We start from the raw sequence: 15,894 nt of genomic DNA on the forward strand, positions 1-15,894 counted from the left end.
AAAGGGCACCCCGCGGAACGCGGTGAGGCTAGGGGAGGGGGGGGGGGGGGAGTTTTCCCCCGGACCCAGGGAATACGAAGGGTCCCCTGACTTTTCCCCGGCCCCCCCTTCCCCGTGTCCGGTGCTACTGGGCCGCGCCGTCCGCGGCCTGAGCCTTCAGCGCCCGCTCGATGCCCGCGCGGGACTCGGAGACCAGGCGGCGCAGGGCCGCGGAGGGCTCGGCCGAGGCCAGCCAGGCGTCCGTCCGCTCCAGGGTTTCGGGGCTGACCTGGAGGGACGGGTACAGACCGATGGCGATCTGCTGGGCGATCTCGTGCGACCGGGAGTCCCAGGCGTCCTTGACGATCTCGAAGTACCGCTCCGCGTACGGCGCCAGCAGCTCGCGCTGGTCCGTCTGCACGAAGCCGCCGATCACGGCCTCCTGCACGGCGTTCGGCAGCTTGTCGGAGTCGACCACCGAGGACCAGGCCTCCGCCTTCGCCTCCTCGGTCGGCCGGGCCGCGCGGGCGGTGGCCGCGTGCCGCTCACCGGCGGCGGTCTTGTCCCGCTCGTACTCGCCGGCGATCTCCGCCTCGTCGTACCGGCCGACCGCGGCGAGCCGCTCCACGAACGCCCAGCGCAGCTCGGTGTCCACGGTCAGGCCCTCGATGGTCTGGGTGCCGTCCAGCAGGGCCTCCAGGAGGTCCAGCTGCTCGGGCGTGCGCGCGGTCGCCGCGAAGGCCCGCGCCCACGCCAGCTGGTGGTCGCTGCCCGCCTCGGAGCTGCGCAGGTGCGCGAGCGTGGCGTCGGTCCAGCGGGTGAGCAGGGACTCGCGGGCGGCCGGGTCGGCGTACAGGTCGAGGGCCAGCTTCACCTGGCGGTGCAGCGACTGCACGACGCCGATGTCGGACTCCTTGCCGATGCCGGAGAGCACCAGCGAGAGGTAGTCGCGGGTGGCCAGCTCGGCGTCCCGCGTCATGTCCCAGGCCGAGGCCCAGCACAGGGCGCGCGGCAGGGACGCCTCGAAGTCGCCGAGGTGCTCGGTGACGACCGCGAGGGAGTGCTCGTCCAGGCGGACCTTGGCGTACGACAGGTCGTCGTCGTTGAGCAGGATCACGGCCGGGCGGGTCCGGCCGGCCAGCTGCGGTACGGCGGTCAGCTCGCCGTCCACGTCCAGCTCGATCCGGTCGGTGCGCACCAGCTTGCCGGCCGCGTCGAGGTCGTACAGGCCGATCGCGATGCGGTGCGGGCGCAGGGTCGGCTCGCCCTGGGCACCGGCGGGCAGCGCGGGGGCCTCCTGGCGTACGGCGAAGGACGTGATGACCCCGTCCCCGTCCGTCTCGACCTCGGGCCGCAGGACGTTGATCCCGGCGGTTTCCAGCCACTTCTTCGACCAGGTCTTCAGGTCGCGGCCGGAGGTCTCCTCCAGGGCGCCCAGCAGGTCGGACAGGCGCGTGTTGCCGAACGCGTGCCGCTTGAAGTACGCCTGCACGCCCTTGAAGAACTCGTCCTCGCCGACATAGGCCACCAGCTGCTTGAGGACGGAGGCGCCCTTGGCGTACGTGATGCCGTCGAAGTTGACGAGGACGTCGTCCAGGTCGCGGATGTCCGCCATGATCGGGTGCGTGGAGGGCAGCTGGTCCTGCCGGTACGCCCAGGTCTTCATGGAGTTGGCGAACGTGGTCCACGAGTGCGGCCAGCGCGAGCCGGGGGCGGCGGCCTGGCAGGCGATGGAGGTGTAGGTGGCGAACGACTCGTTCAGCCACAGGTCGTTCCACCACTCCATGGTGACCAGGTCGCCGAACCACATGTGGGCCAGCTCGTGCAGGATCGTCTCGGCCCGCACCTCGTACGCCGCGTCGGTCACCTTGGACCGGAAGACGTACTGGTCGCGGATGGTGACCGCGCCGGCGTTCTCCATGGCGCCCGCGTTGAACTCGGGCACGAACAGCTGGTCGTACTTCTCGAAGGGGTACGCGTAGTCGAACTTCTCCTGGAACCAGTCGAAGCCCTGCCGGGTGACCTCGAAGATCGCGTCCGAGTCGAGGAACTCGGCGAGCGAGGGCCGGCAGTAGATGCCGAGCGGCACGCTCTGGCCGTCCTTCTCGTAGGCGCTGTGCACCGAGTGGTACGGGCCGGCGATCAGCGCGGTGATGTACGTCGAGATGCGCGGGGTCGGCGCGAACGTCCAGACGTTGCCGACCGGCTCGGGCGTCGGCGAATTCGACACGACCGTCCAGCCCTCGGGGGCCTTCACGGTGAACTGGAAGGTGGCCTTCAGGTCCGGCTGCTCGAAGGAGGCGAAGACGCGGCGGGCGTCCGGAACCTCGAACTGGGTGTACAGGTAGGCCTGCTCGTCGACCGGGTCGACGAACCGGTGCAGGCCCTCACCGGTGTTGGTGTACGCGCAGTCGGCCACGACCCGCAGGACGTTACGGCCCTCCAGCAGACCCGGCAGCGTGATCCGCGAGTCCGCGAACACCTCGGCCGGCTCCAGCCGGTCGCCGTTGAGCACGACCTCGTGGACGGCCGGGGCCACCAGGTCGATGAAGGACTCCGCCCCACCGCGGGCGACGTCGAAGCGCACCGTGGTCACGGACCGGTAGGTACCGCCCTCCTGCGCGCCGGAGAGGTCGAGATCGATCTCGTACGAGTCAACGTTGAGCAGCTCAGCCCGCTGCTGCGCCTCTTCGCGAGTCAGGTTTGTGCCAGGCACGCGGTCATCTCCTCGTTTATGTGTGGTTGCGCCATCCTTCCATGCCGTCCGGCGGAAACGCGATGTCCGTTTCCCGCCGGTGACGTGGGCCGCGCCGCCGGAAGGTGGACTCATGACGACCTACACCGTGTGCCCGATTCCCGCCGCCGTTCGCACCGCCCTGCTCACCGAGGACGACGCGGGCGACCCGGCGGCCCCCTACCCCGACCCGGAGGGCGGCGCCCCGCTGCGCTGCTGTCTGCGCCGCAGCGCACGCGGGGAGCACATCGCCCTGGTCTCGTACGCCCCTTTGCGCCGCTGGGCGGCCGGGACCGGCGCCCGCCCCGGCGCCTACGACGAGCAGGGCCCGGTCTTCGTCCACGCGGACGGCTGCTCCGGTCCGGCCGGCCCGGAGCTGCCCTTCACCAACGCCCACCGCGTCCTGCGCCGCTACGCGGCACAGGGGCACATCCTCGGCGGGGAACTGGTGAGCGAGGACTTCCCGTCGGCCCTCGCACGGGCCCTCAGCGACCCGGAGGTGGCGTTCGTCCAGGTGCGGGCGGTGGAGTACGGGTGCTTCCTGTACAAGGTCCGCCGGGCATGACCGGCCGGTCCCGGCGCCGGTAGACGCCGGCCAGAGCGGAGACGGTGACCCACCCGGCCGCCCCCGCGGGCTCCACATGGCGGGCGCTCGGGGTCATCGCGACCAGGTCGAGGGCCTGTGCCGCGCGCAGAGCCGGCCGGTACTCGACCTCTTCGGTGCCGGCGGCCTCGAAGAAGGGGTCCAGCGCGCGGTACAGCCGCCGCTCCTTGTCCGGGTCGACGGCGACCATGCCGGGCAGCCGCTCGCGCAGTTCGGCGAGGTGCGCGGGGGTGGGGCGGACGACGACCAGCCGGCCGCGCGGGCGCAGCACCCGGTGGAACTCGGCCGGGTTGCGCGGGGCGAACACGTCCAGGACGACATCGGCGGCGCCGTCGGCCAGCGGGAACGGCCGGAAGACGTCCCAGCTCACGGCGGCGGCCCGGTCGTGGGCCCGCGCCGCCGCGCGCAGGGCGCGGGCGGAGGAGTCCAGGCCGAGGCCGCGGGCGCCGGGCAGCCGGTCGAGGACACCGGCGAGGTAGTAGCCGGTGCCGCAGCCCGCGTCCACGACCGTGGCCCGCTCCGGCCGGCCGGCGGCGGCCAGCCGGGCCACGGCCCGCCGCAGGGGCGCGTAGGCGCCGGTGGCCAGGAAGCGTTCCCTGGCGCGGACCATGGGCGCGTCGTCGCCGCTGGTGGCGCGGGCGCCGGTGAGGAGGCCGACGTAGCCGGGCCGGGCGATGTCGAAGGCGTGCCCGGCCGGGCAGCGCAGGGCGCCGGGGGCGGGGCGGAGTCGGGGCGCGCGGCAGGCGGGGCAGCGCAGCAGGTCGAGGAAGGGCGTGAGGGCAGGCGGATACGGCATGGGCACTCCTGGCGGACCGGGCGGGGAGGGGAACGGTGCCCGCGGTTCACACCCACCGGGCACACCGAGGAGGGCGATGCCCTACGGCACCGCCCTCACCGACCTCCGGTCAGAGGAAGCAGTGGTGCGGAGTGCTCAGAAACGCCATGCCGGGAGTCTAGACATCGCCCCCCGCCGGAACTGCGGCCGGCTCCCGTGCGGTCACTGCGTCGGCTCGGTGTGGGGACTGCCCGCGGCGGGGCGTCTACGGTGGCGGCGATGGCGAGTGAGCGGAGGGCGCCTTGGAGGATGCCTTGAGCGACAGCACGTGGGTCAGTAGCTCGATGCCGTACCTGACACCACGGGAGCGGGGGCAGACCGATGCGTGGGCGGCCGAGGCCGCGGCGCGCGGGGGCAAGGGAAGTCAGCGGATCGTGCGGGCCGGGGAGGTGCCCGCTCCTCGGGACGTCGCCGCCCTGCTCGGGGTGGCCACCGGAGAGGTCGTCGTCGTACGGCGCCGGGTCATCGAACTGGGCGGCGTACCGTGCGAGTTGACGGACACGTACTACCCCGCCGACATCGCGCGGGGAACTCCTCTCGCCGGGACGGGAAAGATCCGCGGCGGGGCCGTGACCCTTCTCGCCGGGCTCGGTCACGTCGGCGCGCGCGTCCGGGAGGACGTGACCGCCCGGCTGCCCGGCCCGGAGGAGCGCGACACCCTGTGCCTCCCACCGGACGAGCCGGTCCTCGAACTGAACAGGGTCACCTTCGACGGCGACGACCGGCCCATCCAGGTCGACCTGATGGTCATGCCGGCTCACCGGCAGCGACTGCGCTACGAGATGCGGATCGGATGACCGTGCCCACCACCGACATCAGCTCCAGCGCCGGCGACCGGCGATCCTTGCACGAGCGGATCGCCGCCGACCTCCGCGACGAGATCATGAGCGGCGATCTGGCGCCGGGCGCGAGCCTACCCTCGACCGTCCAGCTCAAGGCCCGTTTCGACGCCTCGAATGCCACCATCCAGAAGGCCGTTCAACTGCTCAAGGACGAGCGGCTCGTGGTCGGGCGTGCCGGTGCGGCGGTCACGGTCCGCGAACACCGTCAGCGGACCATCCGGCCGGCCGCCACCATGGCTCCGGCCGAGCCCGGCAAGCCGTACCGCTGGCTGACGGAGACCCCAAAACCGGGCTCTCAGGCTCACAGCACCCTGCTCGACGTAACCGAGGCGCGTCCTCCTGCGGATGTCTCGGCGGCCCTGGGTATCGCCGCTGACGGGACGGCCTTGCTACGGCACCAGGTTCTCTCCCTCGATGGCGAACCCGTCGAACTGGTCAAGTCCTACTACCCCATGGCCATCGCCCAGGGAACCGCACTCACGGAAAGGCGGAAGATCAGGGGCGGTACGCCCACCTTGCTCGCAGAACTCGGCTTCCCACCGCGTCGAAGCGTGGACCGCGTCTCCGCGAGGGTACCCACGCAGGAGCAGTACCAGGCGCTGCGTCTGCCCAGCGACCTCCCGGTCCTCCGGACCCTGCGCGTGGTCTACGGCGACGGCGATCGCCCCATCGAAGCCACCGTCATGGTCAAGGCCGGTCATCTCTACGAGCTGCAATACGAGTTCACCGCAGACTGACCGCGCTCGGGGAACTCGGGGAAAGCCCGAGGATCAGCGGGTCCGGGCCGTCTGAGTCGGGGTCAGGGCCGCGGTCGGGGTCGTGCCGCCCAGGTACGCGGTCAGGGTGGCTTCGAGGGTGGACGGGGTGGGGGGCGTGTCCGTGGCCCAGGCCGCGTAGCCGTCGGGTCGGACCAAAAGGGTGGTGCGGCAGGGGCTCGACCAGTGGGCCGTGGTCAGGCGGTCGGAGCGAGCCGGGGCCGGGGGCTCGTCGGCCGGGGTGATCAGCACGAAACGGCCGCCGCGCAGGGCCTCGTAGAGGCGGGTGCCGCCGGCGAGGCGGAGGTCGGGGACGCGGGTGCCGGTGAGCGGGTGGGCGCCGCGGGGCGCGGGGTAGCGGTAGCCGATGCCGGTGATCTGGGCGGTGACCTTGCGGCGGACGGGGCCGGTGGTGTTCAGGAGCCCGGTGAGCGCGGCGCGGGCGGCCCGGCTCCAGGGGTGCTTGACCATGGCCAGCCGCACGAGCCCGCCGCTGCTGCGCAGCACCGACGTGCCGACGGGGTGCCGTTCGGCCTGGTAGGTGTCGAGCAGGGCCGGGTCCGCGTGCCCGGCGAGCACCGCGGCCAGCTTCCAGCTGAGGTTGGCCGCGTCCTGGAGGCCGGTGTTCATGCCCTGCCCGCCGGCCGGGGTGTGCACATGCGCCGCGTCCCCGGCGAGGAACACCCGCCCGACCCGGTACGCCGGCGCCTGCCGCTCGTCGCTGTGGAAGCGGGACATCCAACGGGCGTCGTGCATCCCGTAGTCACGGCCGAGCGCGAGCCGGGTGACCTCCTTGATCTCGGCCAGGTCCAGCGGCTCGGTGTCGGCCACGTCGCGGCCGCGGTGCCAGCCGATCATCCGGTGGTACCCGTCCCCGAACGGCGCGAGGAACGCGAACGCGTCGCCCACCGCGTTGACCGTGAGCAGCCCCTCCGGCTGTTCGGCGAGCTTCACGTCGGCCAGCACGACGGACCTGATCACCGACTTCCCCGGAAACGGCAGCCCGACCGCGTCACGCACCGCGCTGCGCATGCCGTCCGCGCCGACGACGTACGCGGCCCGCAGGGTGTCCGTACGGCCTTGCGGGCCACGCGCCTCGACCGTCACCCCGTCCGCGTCCTGGGCGAGCCCGGTCAGCTCGGTGTCGTACCGGAACTCGGCCCCCGCCTCGACGGCCCGCCGTGTCAGCGCCTTCTCGACCTCGTACTGCGGGATGACGAGGAGGTGGCTGAAGCGGGAGGGGAGGTCGGTGAGGTCGATGGTGAGGCGGCCGAAGAGGCGGAGCCGGTCGAGGGTGCGGCCGGTGGCCTCCAGCTCGTCGGCGAGTCCGCGGGCGTCGAGCTGTTCGAGAGTACGGGCGTGCAGGACGAAGGCGCGGGAGAGGTTGCTGATCTTCCGGGGGCGCTTCTCCAGCACTGTGACCGGGATGCCGGCGGTGGCGAGATCACCGGCGAGGAGCAGGCCGGTGGGGCCGGAGCCGACGACGATCACTTGCGCGGGGGTGGGGAGGGTGCCGGTGTCAGTGCCGGTGCTGGTGTCGGTGTCGGTGTCGGTGTGGGTCATGGTGGCCTCCTGCGGGTGCCAACGCCCGTGGGTCAACGTTTGTGGGCCAACAGCCGTGGGTTAACAGCTGTGGGTTAACAGCTGTAGGTCAACGAGCGTTTGCCAACACTCGTCGCGGCTGGCAACTCGTCGCGGCCAACGCTTGCCAGCAAAGCCAACACCAGTTGGCCAACGCTCGTTGACAACGGTAATCCCCACCCGATCGGGTGGTCAACACTTGTTGGCCTACACATGTGGGCCTACGATCGTTGACATGACCGAAAATCCCCCACCGACCCCACCGACCCCACCGACCCCACCGACCCCACCGACCCCACCGACCCCGGCGCCCACCCCATCGGCTCCGCCGTCACCGGCACCGCCCACCCCACCCCGCCGCTCCGACACCACCCGCGCCGCCATCCTCACCGCCGCCCGCGAACGCTTCGCCGCCGACGGCTACGACCGGGCCACCATCCGCGCCATCGCCAAGGACGCACGGATCGACCCGTCGATGGTGATGCGCTACTTCGGCAGCAAGGACGCCCTGTTCGCCGCCGCCATCGAGGTCGATCTGCGCTTCCCCGACCTCACGCCGGTGCCCCGCGAGGAGGTCGGCCGGGCCCTCGTCGGGCACTTCCTGGACCTGTGGGAGGGGAACGATCAGCTGCGGGCCGTGCTCCGGGTCGGCGTCGCCCATCAGGCCGGGGCCGAGCGGATACGGGACATCTTCCGGGAGCAGCTGCTGCCCGTGGCCCGGCAGGTGTGTCCCGACCCCGAGCAGGTCCCGGCGCGCGCGGCCCTGTGCGCCGCCCAGCTTCTCGGCCTCGCCCTGACCCGCTACATCCTCCGCATGCCGGCGACACAGGCGTTGACCAGGGAGGAGCTGGTGGTGTGGCTGGCCCCGACCGTGCAGCGGTACCTCACCGCGCCGCACCCCTAACCCCGACCCCGGCCCCGGCCCCGGCCCCGGCCCCCACCAGCGAAAACGCCGAGGGCGCCGACCTCACCCGCGTACGCGACACGCACGTACCGGCGGGAGGACAGGCGCCCCCGGCGTGGAAACCGTTGTTCCGGCGATCAGGCCTTGGCCTGGGCGTCGGGCTTGACGTTGATGTTGGACGAGGTGGTCTTGCCCTTGGCGCGGGACTTGTCCAGCACCATCACCAGACCGGCGATGATCCCGAAGATGACCAGCGGGAGCAGGACGTACAGACCCAGCGTCTGGACGACGCTGAGGCCCGGACCGGGGTCGTCGCCGTCGTCGCGGATCAGCGCGAGCGCAGGGGACGACATGAGCAGCATCATCAGCGTCGTACCGGCGCCCAGGGTGCCGGCGCGCAGGGCGTTCTTCTTGTCCACGATCTCAAGTTAGCGAATCACCCGGAAGGACGCGCGCGCGGGGTACCGTAGCGGCTCCTCACCCTCCCCTGAGCTGGGCGAACACCTCCAGGAGCGCGCGCAGGCGCGGAGCGGCCGTCAGTTCCTCCAGCGGCACCGCCCTGCCCGAACGGTCCGCGATCGGCAACCGCCAGTTGGGGTATTCGTCCCAAGTGCCCGGCAGATTCTGCGGGCGGCGGTCGCCCACCCCGTCCGGGAGCCAGACCCCGATCAGCCGGGCCGGGGTGCGCAGCAGGAACCGGTGGACGGCGCGCACCTCCGCCTCCTCGTCGGTGCCGGGCGGCCCGGTCGCCGTACTGTCCACCAGCCCGAGGCTGCCCAGCAGGGCGAGCCATTCGGCGGCGTCGGCGACGGCCTCGGCGCGTTCCTCGGCGGCGGGCCGGGTGAGCAGCCCGAGCCGGTCGCGCAGCTCGACGTGGTCGCCGGTGAGGCGGGCGGCGGTGGGCGGCAGGTCGTGGGTGGTGGCGGTGGCCAGGCAGTCGGCGCGCCAGCGTTCGGGGGGCAGCGGGCGGCCGTCGCCGGTCCAGTCGCGTTCGAACCAGAGCACGGAGGTGCCGAGGACGCCGCGCCGCTGCAGGGTCTCGCGGACGCCGGGGGCCACGGTGCCGAGGTCCTCGCCGATGACGACGGCCCCGGCGCGCCCGGCCTCCAGGGCGAGGACGGCGAGCATGGCCTCGGCGTCGTAATGGACGTACGTGCCCTCGGTGGGCGGGCTGCCCTCGGGGATCCACCAGAGCCGGAACAGGCCCATGACGTGGTCGATGCGCAGGGCGCCCGCGTAGCGGAACAGGGCGCGCAGGAGGTCGCGGTAGGGGGCGTAGCCGCAGGCGGCGAGGCGGTCGGGGCGCCAGGGCGGCAGGCCCCAGTCCTGGCCGCGCGCGTTGAAGGCGTCCGGGGGCGCGCCGACGGTCATACCGGCGGCGAAGACGTCCTGCTGGGCCCAGGCGTCGGCGCCGGTGGGGTGCACGCCGACGGCGAGGTCGTGCACGATCCCGACCGGCATCCCGGCCTCCCGCGCGGCGCGCTGCGCGGCCCGCAGCTGCCCGTCGGTGAGCCAGGCGAGGCGGGTGTGGAACGCGACGCGGTCGGCGTGTTCGGCGCGGGCGCGAGCGGTCGCCCCGGAGCGGGGGTCGCGCAGGCCGCCGGGCCAGGTGGTCCAGTCGGGGCCGTACGACTCGGCGAGGGCGCAGTAGGTGGCGTGGTCGTCGAGGGCCTGTCCGTGGGCGGCGCGGAAGGCGTCGTACGCGGCTTGCCGGCCGGGGCCGAGGGGGACGGCGAGGACCGTCTCCAGTGCCTCGCGCTTGAGTTCCCACACCGCGTCGCGGTCGATGAGGGCGCCCTTGTCGAGTACGGCGGCGCGCAGCCGGGCGGCGCGTTCCAGGAGCCCGGCGAGCCGCTCGCGGTCCTCGACGTACGCGTACTCGGGGACGTCCTCGACGCGAAGGTGCACGGGGTCGGGGAAGCGCCGGGAGGACGGCCGGTACGGCGAGGGGTCGGTGGGCGCGCCGGGCACCGCCGAGTGCAGCGGGTTGACCTGCACGAACCCGGCTCCGGCGACCCTTCCGGCCCAGCCCGCCAGCTCGGCGAGGTCCCCGAGGTCGCCCATGCCCCAGGAGCGGCGGGAGAGCAGCGAGTACAGCTGGACGAGGAGTCCGTACGAGCGTCCGGGCGGCGCGGGCAGCCGGTCGGGGGCGACGACGAGGTGGGCGTGGCCGGTGCGGCCGTCGGGGGCGTGGGCGGTGATCCGGTGGACGCCGAGCGGGAGCCCGGCGACGAGGGTCGCGCTCGCGGGGTACGACTCCTGCCCGCGCCCCGCGCCGGCCTCCGGCCGCGGTCCCGGCCCTGGTGCGCCCGCGTCGCCCGGCCCCGGCACGCCCGTCCCGTCCGGCCCCGGCACCTCCTCCTCCCGCTCCTCCCCCTGCTCCGTCTCGACGCGCAGGCGGGTGCCGGGCGGCAGGGCGGTGAGGGCGGCGGGGTCGTGGGGGTCGCCGGCCCAGTGGACGACGGTCGGCGGCAGCAGGCGTTCGCGCAGGCCGCGCTCCCGGTCGGCGAGCGCGGCACGGACCGCTTCGGGGGTGGCGGCGTCGACGCCGAGGGCGTGCAGGGCGGCGGTGACGGCGGAGGCGGGGACGGTGACCGTACGGTCGGGGGCGGGGCTGTAGGAGACGGCGACCCCGTGCAGCTCGGCGAGCCGGGAGAGCTCGTCCGTGCGCGCCCCGGTCATCTACGACCCCGCCGCGTAGGCGTCCGACTCGCTGGTCAGGGTGCTGGTGTCGGCGAGCGGGGGCTCGCTGGTCAGGGGCTCGGCGGCGGGCAGCGGGGGCTCGCTGGTGAGCGGTGCCGTGGTGGCGGCGGCCTCCGCGTTGAACGCGTACAGCCTGATCTCGCCGGTCTCGGTGGACTCGATCGACTCGATGGTCTCGGCGGACGTCTCCGCCAGGGGTTTGCGCGGGGCGCCGATCCGGCCGTGTTTCCACTGGGCCGGGATCGGGGTGCGGGCCGGTGCGGCCACGGGAGCCTCCCTTGTCTGGGTCTTCGGGGGTCATCGCAGCCCTACCCCGTGAACGCCGTCGCACTCACTATTCACTCAGTACATGTAGCTGATGCATACTGATCACCATGAGCACCCGGCACATCCTCCTGGGCCTGCTGGAGGCGGGGCCGAGCCATGGCTACGACCTCAAACGCCGCCACGACGAACGCTTTCCGGGGGCCCGCCCGCTGGCCTACGGGCAGGTCTACACGACGCTGCAACGCCTGGTCAGGGACGGTCTGGCGGAGATCGAGGGGACGGACGCGGACGGCGGCCCCGAGCGCACGCTGTACCGCTCGACGGCCGCCGGCGCGCGGGAACTGGCCCGCTGGGCCGGTGAGATCGCCCCGCCCGCGCCGTTCGTGGCGAACGAGATCTTCGCCAAGGTCGTCGTCTGCATCCTGGCCGGCGGCGATCCAGCCGCCTACCTGCGCGCCCAGCAGGCCGCCCACAAGGCGCGGATGCGGGAGCTGACGGCGGTGAAGACCGACCCGGCCGCCGACCTGGCGACCGTGCTCTCGGCCGACTACGCCCTGAACCACCTCGACGCCGACCTGCGCTGGATGACCACCACGGGGGCCCGGCTGACCACTTTGACCTCGGAGGTCGCACCGACATGAACCACAGGGGGGACACGATGAGCGGCACGCCGCCCTTGCTGGCGGGCCTGGATCTCGTCAAGACGCACGGCAGGACACCGGCACTGCGCGGCGCCACGCTGACCGGCGGGGCGGTCACCGTCCCGTACGTCGCCCTGCTGGTCCCGGCCCTGATCTACGCCTGCTGCCTGGCCTCGGCCGCCACCGCCCTCCCCCTCCTGCACCGCTCGGCGCATCCGGGAGAGCTGCGGTACGCGTGAGACCGCACGGTCCCGGAGGCGCGGGGGGCTTCCGGGGCCGGGCGGGGGGGCTCAGCCGAGCGACGCGGTGAACTCCGTCCAGGTCCGGGGGTCGAGACGGAGCAGCGGCCCGTCGGGGGTCTTGGAGTCACGGACGGCTACGGCGTCGGGGACGTTGAGGGCGACTTCGACGCACTGCCCCGAGGTGCTGCTGTAGCTGGACTTGACGAAGTCGAACTCGCGCATGTCTTACATCTCCTGGCGAATGGTGTCGATCAGCAGGGCCGAGTCGCGCTGCGCAAGGCCGAGGCGTGCTGTGCGCTCGAAGTACGTGGCATACGCCGTGCTTTCGCTCGGGTCTTCCACCCACAGGGTAGACGAGATGGTATCGACGTGGACGACGTCCGCCGCCTCGGCCTCGGCGAACGAGATGACCGTGAAAGCCCCCGGCATGCAAGGGTGTCCACCCGCCCGGAAGGGCAGCACCTGAAGGCGCACGTTCGGCAACTTGGCGACCTCCAGCAGGTGTTCCAGCTGGGCGCGCATGGTGTGGGGACCCCCGACCAACTGCCGCAGAGCCGCCTCCCAGACGATGGCGTACACCTCAAGCGGGCGTTCGTCGTGCAGGCGGACCTGGCGGCGCATGCGGATCTCGACAAGGCGCTCGATCTCATCGGGGTCCTCCCAGACTCCGGCGCCTTCGCTCACGGCAAGCGAACGGGCGTACTCCTCGGTCTGGAACAGGCCGGGGATCAAAGAGAGTTCCCACGTTCTCACGCGGCTGGCGGCGTCCTCCAGCGCGATGTACTCCGTGAGCGCGCCTGGGTGAGGCGAGTCCTGCCACCAGCCCTTGGCCTTGCGGCGTTCACGGTCCAGCCTGGCCAAACTCAGCAGTCGGGTCACGGCTTTGGCGTCGTCAAGGCCGTAGAACTCGCACAATGCCCGGACATCGACGTCCCGCATCGGCACCCAGCCTCGCTCCATCTTCACGATCTTCGAGTTGGTCGCGTTGAGGACGTCGGCAGCTTGCTGTTGGGTGCGTCCAGCGGCGTCACGCAGGCGCAGCAGCTCTCCACCAAGCCTGCGACCCAGGACAGTTGACGCTCGGTTACCCGTTGGTGCGGATCGGTTCACGTGAGGATTCTGCCTCCCTAGGGGAGGGAGCGTCACACGGACGAGCCAATTGTCCCCAAGCCGCTTGAACTCAAGCCAAACGCGTCGCTACGGTCAGTCGCGCATCGCCACCCTGCGAAGTCACCGGAGGCTCCCCATGCCCGACGCCACCCCCTCCCCCGCCCCGCTCCTCCGGGAGGACCAGCTCGACTACACCCCCGTCCTGCGCAGCGTCACGCTGGCCCGGCACCGCACCGTGCGCCTGGTCGGCGAGTGGGGATACGCGGCGCTCACCGATGACGTCGGGCTCGTCGTCAGCGAGCTGATGACCAACGCCCTGCTGCACGGCAGCCTGCGCGGCCGGCTCATCCGATTGCGGACCGTCACCACGGCCGCCGCGCTCCGCGTCGAGGTCAGCGACCCGCGCGGCGAGCGGCGCCCGAACCTCCGTACGGTGAATGGCGAAGACCAGTTCGGGCGGGGTCTGCTGCTGGTCGAGGCACTGACGGACGACTGGGGCGCGGCCCCGCGGACCGGCGTCGGCAAGACGGTCTGGGCCCAGTGGAACCTCGGCCTCACCCCGGTGACGGAAGCACCGCCCGCCACCACCAGGGCGCCCCGCCAGGAACGCGCGTCCACCCCGGCCGCGCTGGGTACGGTTCGACCGGGGCTATCCGGACTTGACGGTGGGGGCGAGTCATGAGGAAGGCGCGCGCCGGGCTACTGGCGTTCGAGACGAGAGCGACGGTAGCCGCGCGGACCCTGCTGCGCCACCAAGGTCACGACGGCGGATGGGGACTGACCCTCACTTCGGTGTCGTCGATCGTCAACACCAGTGAGGTTCTTCCCGTCTTACGGGTCGCCGGCATCGCGGGACAGCCGGTACGCCGAGCGCTCGGCTTTCTGACCTGTGCCATTCCGGAACACTGCCGACCTCGTCACAAGGGTGGCCGTGGCGAGCACACCCGCTTCGTGGCCTTCGGCCTGGCCGGTCTGCTCTCACACCCCCGTTTTTTCCATCAAGAAGGTGTGGCGGAGGCCGTGGCCTGGTGCGTCGGCTGGCTCGCCGACCACCGCGTCGACCATGGCTGGCCGGAGGTGCTCGGGCTCGACGACACCTCGCTGCACCAAACCGCTCTCACCGTGCACGCGCTCGCCCAGTTGAGGGACTGCCTCCATGAGCTCGGTCCGGGCTTGGTCCTGGCCAGCGGGGTCGACACGACGAGCATGCTGGAGCGCGTCGAGCCGCTGATCGACCACGGTGTCCACGGTCTGCTCTACCACCGGCGGGCCGGCGGGGCCTGGGGGTGGCGCACCTACGTGGACACCGACCCGAGTCCGAGCAAGACGGCGCTGTGTCTGCTCGCCCTCTCCGCAGTCGCCTCCGGTACCGGTCCGAAGGGCGAACCGGCGTACCGGGACGTGCCCCGTGACACGGGAGGCGTCCACGGCCCGGCGCACAGGAAACGGCTGTCCGAGGTGGTCATCGACGCCGGTCAGTGGCTGGTCCGCAACCGCCACCGCTGGGAGACCTTCGTCGAGGACGACAAGGACGTGCAGGGCACAGCGTGGGAGCACCTGGCGTACGCACTCTGCACGCAGGCCGCCGTCCGGGCCGGGACCGACCCCCGCGACCCCCGGCTGGCCAGAGCGTGGCAGTTAATCAACGACCTGTGGGACCCCGAAGCCGCGATGTGGAACGAACCAGGGGCCTCTGGCAGGCGCGCCACCATCCGCGCGGCCTACTCCACGGTCTCAGCCTGCCAGGAGGCGCGCGGCCGTCTCGCGCGGATCGGCCTCGGCGAGGAGTCCGTGTCGGCCGACGAGATCACGGCCGAGACGCCCCTCGTGAGCGCGGAACTCGCCGCGGCGCACACGGCTTGCTGACGACACCGGACAGCGGTGTCCCGGTGCGGTGTGAGCTGTCGCAGCGACTGTTCGACTTGGCGAAGGCCGTGCACGACGGCCCCCGCGAGGGCTTGCCGACCGAGCGGATCGCTCAGGCCCTGTTTGTCGCGCCGTCGTCGGTGCCCAAGTACGTCCAGCGCCTGAACCAGGCGGTGTCCGCGGTCCTCGGCGGTGCCCCGGCCCGGCTGCTGCACGCGGTGAACGTGAACGGCGCCGGCGGCTACGCCTGGGCCCGCTCGAAGGCGACCGGGTAGTTCAGCAGGGCGAAGCGTGCCAGGGAGCGGACTTGTTCGAAAGTCGGCAACGCGGCAAGGTCTTCCAGACCGAACCACCTGGCCTCGTGTACCTCTTCCAGTTGGGCCTCCACGGCCTGTTCGCCGGTGCCTTCCCGGCGGCGCACGTAGAAGAACTGGACCAGCGCCGGAGTGGCGAACCCCTCCCGCTCGATGTCCGTGTAGAACGGCACCGGCTCGGGGGTGGCGTTGTCGTCGGGCGGGTGGATGGCGGGCTGACTGGAGATCGCCTCGACCAGGAGGCCGGTCTCCTCCTTGAACTCCCGTACCGCGGTGCCCGCGAACGACTCGCCGGGCTCGATGTGCCCGCCGGGAGGAACCCACTTGTCGAAGCGGTTGTGGTGCACGAGCAGGACTTTGCCGCGCTCGACGAGGTAGCCCGAGCAGATGTACACCAGGCCGACGTCACGAGTGGTCCGGCCGTCATGGATCAGAATCGAGCGAGGCACACCGCCACGATAGCTCACCTGCCATGCCCCGAACTGGCCCGCGAATTCGTGGACTTGAGTGGATTGTC

18 protein-coding genes are annotated in these 15,894 nt (G+C 72.2%); 9 read left to right on the plus strand and 9 right to left on the minus strand.

What is annotated here, in order from left to right; genetic code table 11:
* Positions 1-124: 124 nt before the first annotated feature.
* Positions 125-2,695 (minus strand): aminopeptidase N, encoded by a 2,571-nt coding sequence (pepN, locus tag AC069R_RS00325; protein WP_478763217.1) that lies wholly within the window; start codon positions 2,693-2,695, stop codon positions 125-127.
* Between the two features lie 112 nt (positions 2,696-2,807).
* Between pepN and AC069R_RS00330 the strand changes: the two genes are divergently transcribed.
* The gene (locus tag AC069R_RS00330) at positions 2,808-3,278 is read left to right on the plus strand and encodes a DUF1203 domain-containing protein (protein ID WP_478763219.1); all 471 of its coding nucleotides are present in this window, start codon (positions 2,808-2,810) and stop codon (positions 3,276-3,278) included.
* Here AC069R_RS00330 and AC069R_RS00335 read toward each other — a convergent pair.
* Positions 3,199-4,119, minus strand: a complete 921-nt coding sequence (locus tag AC069R_RS00335; RefSeq protein ID WP_478763221.1) for a methyltransferase domain-containing protein — start codon at positions 4,117-4,119, stop codon at positions 3,199-3,201. The two genes, AC069R_RS00330 and AC069R_RS00335, sit on opposite strands and share 80 nt — an antisense overlap.
* Positions 4,120-4,406: 287 nt before the next feature.
* Here AC069R_RS00335 and AC069R_RS00340 point away from each other — a divergent pair, with 287 nt between their 5' ends.
* Both AC069R_RS00340 and AC069R_RS00345 read left to right on the plus strand, forming a co-directional pair.
* Positions 4,407-4,949 carry a UTRA domain-containing protein gene (locus tag AC069R_RS00340; RefSeq protein WP_478763223.1) on the plus strand — a complete coding sequence of 181 codons (543 nt, stop codon included), beginning with the start codon at positions 4,407-4,409 and terminating at the stop codon, positions 4,947-4,949.
* Positions 4,946-5,731, plus strand: coding sequence for a GntR family transcriptional regulator (locus AC069R_RS00345; RefSeq protein ID WP_478763225.1), 786 nt, complete (start codon positions 4,946-4,948; stop codon positions 5,729-5,731). Before AC069R_RS00340 ends, AC069R_RS00345 begins: the two co-directional genes overlap by 4 nt.
* 33 nt (positions 5,732-5,764) lie before the next feature.
* Here AC069R_RS00345 and AC069R_RS00350 read toward each other — a convergent pair whose 3' ends face one another.
* Entirely contained in the window at positions 5,765-7,312 is a 1,548-nt protein-coding gene (locus AC069R_RS00350; protein ID WP_478763227.1) for an FAD-dependent monooxygenase, read from the minus strand.
* Between the two features lie 253 nt (positions 7,313-7,565).
* Here AC069R_RS00350 and AC069R_RS00355 point away from each other — a divergent pair, with 253 nt between their 5' ends.
* Complete coding sequence (locus AC069R_RS00355) at positions 7,566-8,234, plus strand: TetR/AcrR family transcriptional regulator (RefSeq protein ID WP_478763228.1); 669 nt, start codon at positions 7,566-7,568, stop codon at positions 8,232-8,234.
* Between the two features lie 137 nt (positions 8,235-8,371).
* On the opposite strand, the gene AC069R_RS00360 is transcribed toward AC069R_RS00355, so the two are convergent.
* The 3 genes from AC069R_RS00360 to AC069R_RS00370 are packed head-to-tail and all read right to left on the minus strand — an operon-like array spanning position 8,372 to position 11,204.
* On the minus strand, positions 8,372-8,653 hold the full coding sequence (locus tag AC069R_RS00360; protein WP_397985917.1) for a hypothetical protein: 282 nt from the start codon (positions 8,651-8,653) through the stop codon (positions 8,372-8,374).
* 58 nt (positions 8,654-8,711) lie between these two features.
* Positions 8,712-10,916, minus strand: a complete 2,205-nt coding sequence (gene malQ, locus AC069R_RS00365; protein ID WP_478763230.1) for a 4-alpha-glucanotransferase — start codon at positions 10,914-10,916, stop codon at positions 8,712-8,714.
* Positions 10,917-11,204: a hypothetical protein gene (locus AC069R_RS00370; protein WP_478763232.1), complete on the minus strand. Its 288-nt coding sequence runs from the start codon at positions 11,202-11,204 to the stop codon at positions 10,917-10,919.
* A gap of 107 nt (positions 11,205-11,311) precedes the next feature.
* Here AC069R_RS00370 and AC069R_RS00375 point away from each other — a divergent pair, with 107 nt between their 5' ends.
* Both AC069R_RS00375 and AC069R_RS00380 read left to right on the plus strand, forming a co-directional pair.
* A complete protein-coding gene (locus AC069R_RS00375; protein ID WP_478763233.1) occupies positions 11,312-11,845 on the plus strand; it encodes a PadR family transcriptional regulator in 534 nt (177 codons plus the stop codon).
* A complete protein-coding gene (locus AC069R_RS00380; RefSeq protein ID WP_478763235.1) occupies positions 11,842-12,084 on the plus strand; it encodes a hypothetical protein in 243 nt (80 codons plus the stop codon). Before AC069R_RS00375 ends, AC069R_RS00380 begins: the two co-directional genes overlap by 4 nt.
* Positions 12,085-12,135: 51 nt before the next feature.
* Here AC069R_RS00380 and AC069R_RS00385 read toward each other — a convergent pair whose 3' ends face one another.
* Positions 12,136-12,309 carry a DUF397 domain-containing protein gene (locus tag AC069R_RS00385; RefSeq protein WP_478763236.1) on the minus strand — a complete coding sequence of 58 codons (174 nt, stop codon included), beginning with the start codon at positions 12,307-12,309 and terminating at the stop codon, positions 12,136-12,138.
* A gap of 3 nt (positions 12,310-12,312) precedes the next feature.
* A complete protein-coding gene (locus tag AC069R_RS00390) occupies positions 12,313-13,197 on the minus strand; it encodes a helix-turn-helix domain-containing protein (RefSeq protein ID WP_478763237.1) in 885 nt (294 codons plus the stop codon).
* A gap of 136 nt (positions 13,198-13,333) precedes the next feature.
* Between AC069R_RS00390 and AC069R_RS00395 the strand changes: the two genes are divergently transcribed.
* The 3 genes from AC069R_RS00395 (at position 13,334) to AC069R_RS00405 (ending at position 15,338) form a co-directional block, all read left to right on the plus strand.
* Positions 13,334-13,879, plus strand: a complete 546-nt coding sequence (locus tag AC069R_RS00395) for an ATP-binding protein (protein ID WP_478763239.1) — start codon at positions 13,334-13,336, stop codon at positions 13,877-13,879.
* A 326-nt stretch (positions 13,880-14,205) separates the two neighbouring features.
* Positions 14,206-15,063, plus strand: a complete 858-nt coding sequence (locus tag AC069R_RS00400; protein WP_478763240.1) for a hypothetical protein — start codon at positions 14,206-14,208, stop codon at positions 15,061-15,063.
* Complete coding sequence (locus AC069R_RS00405) at positions 15,057-15,338, plus strand: hypothetical protein (RefSeq protein WP_478763242.1); 282 nt, start codon at positions 15,057-15,059, stop codon at positions 15,336-15,338. Before AC069R_RS00400 ends, AC069R_RS00405 begins: the two co-directional genes overlap by 7 nt.
* Here AC069R_RS00405 and AC069R_RS00410 read toward each other — a convergent pair.
* Positions 15,305-15,826 carry an NUDIX hydrolase gene (locus AC069R_RS00410; RefSeq protein WP_478763243.1) on the minus strand — a complete coding sequence of 174 codons (522 nt, stop codon included), beginning with the start codon at positions 15,824-15,826 and terminating at the stop codon, positions 15,305-15,307. The genes AC069R_RS00405 and AC069R_RS00410 overlap by 34 nt on opposite strands.
* Between the last annotated feature and the right edge of the window lie 68 nt (positions 15,827-15,894).

It is taken from the genome of Streptomyces sp. NPDC043952, assembly GCF_056435325.1.

What these genes read in the sequence shown, in the direction of transcription:
- AC069R_RS00330 (WP_478763219.1), top strand. Translation starts at nt 2,808, where the DNA reads ATGACGACCTACACCGTGTGCCCGATTCCCGCCGCCGTTCGCACCGCC.
- AC069R_RS00345 (WP_478763225.1), top strand. Translation starts at nt 4,946, where the DNA reads ATGACCGTGCCCACCACCGACATCAGCTCCAGCGCCGGCGACCGGCGA.
- AC069R_RS00350 (WP_478763227.1), bottom strand. Translation starts at nt 7,312, where the DNA reads ATGACCCACACCGACACCGACACCGACACCAGCACCGGCACTGACACC.
- AC069R_RS00355 (WP_478763228.1), top strand. Translation starts at nt 7,566, where the DNA reads ATGACCGAAAATCCCCCACCGACCCCACCGACCCCACCGACCCCACCG.
- malQ (WP_478763230.1), bottom strand. Translation starts at nt 10,916, where the DNA reads ATGACCGGGGCGCGCACGGACGAGCTCTCCCGGCTCGCCGAGCTGCAC.
- AC069R_RS00375 (WP_478763233.1), top strand. Translation starts at nt 11,312, where the DNA reads ATGAGCACCCGGCACATCCTCCTGGGCCTGCTGGAGGCGGGGCCGAGC.
- AC069R_RS00380 (WP_478763235.1), top strand. Translation starts at nt 11,842, where the DNA reads ATGAACCACAGGGGGGACACGATGAGCGGCACGCCGCCCTTGCTGGCG.
- AC069R_RS00385 (WP_478763236.1), bottom strand. Translation starts at nt 12,309, where the DNA reads ATGCGCGAGTTCGACTTCGTCAAGTCCAGCTACAGCAGCACCTCGGGG.
- AC069R_RS00395 (WP_478763239.1), top strand. Translation starts at nt 13,334, where the DNA reads ATGCCCGACGCCACCCCCTCCCCCGCCCCGCTCCTCCGGGAGGACCAG.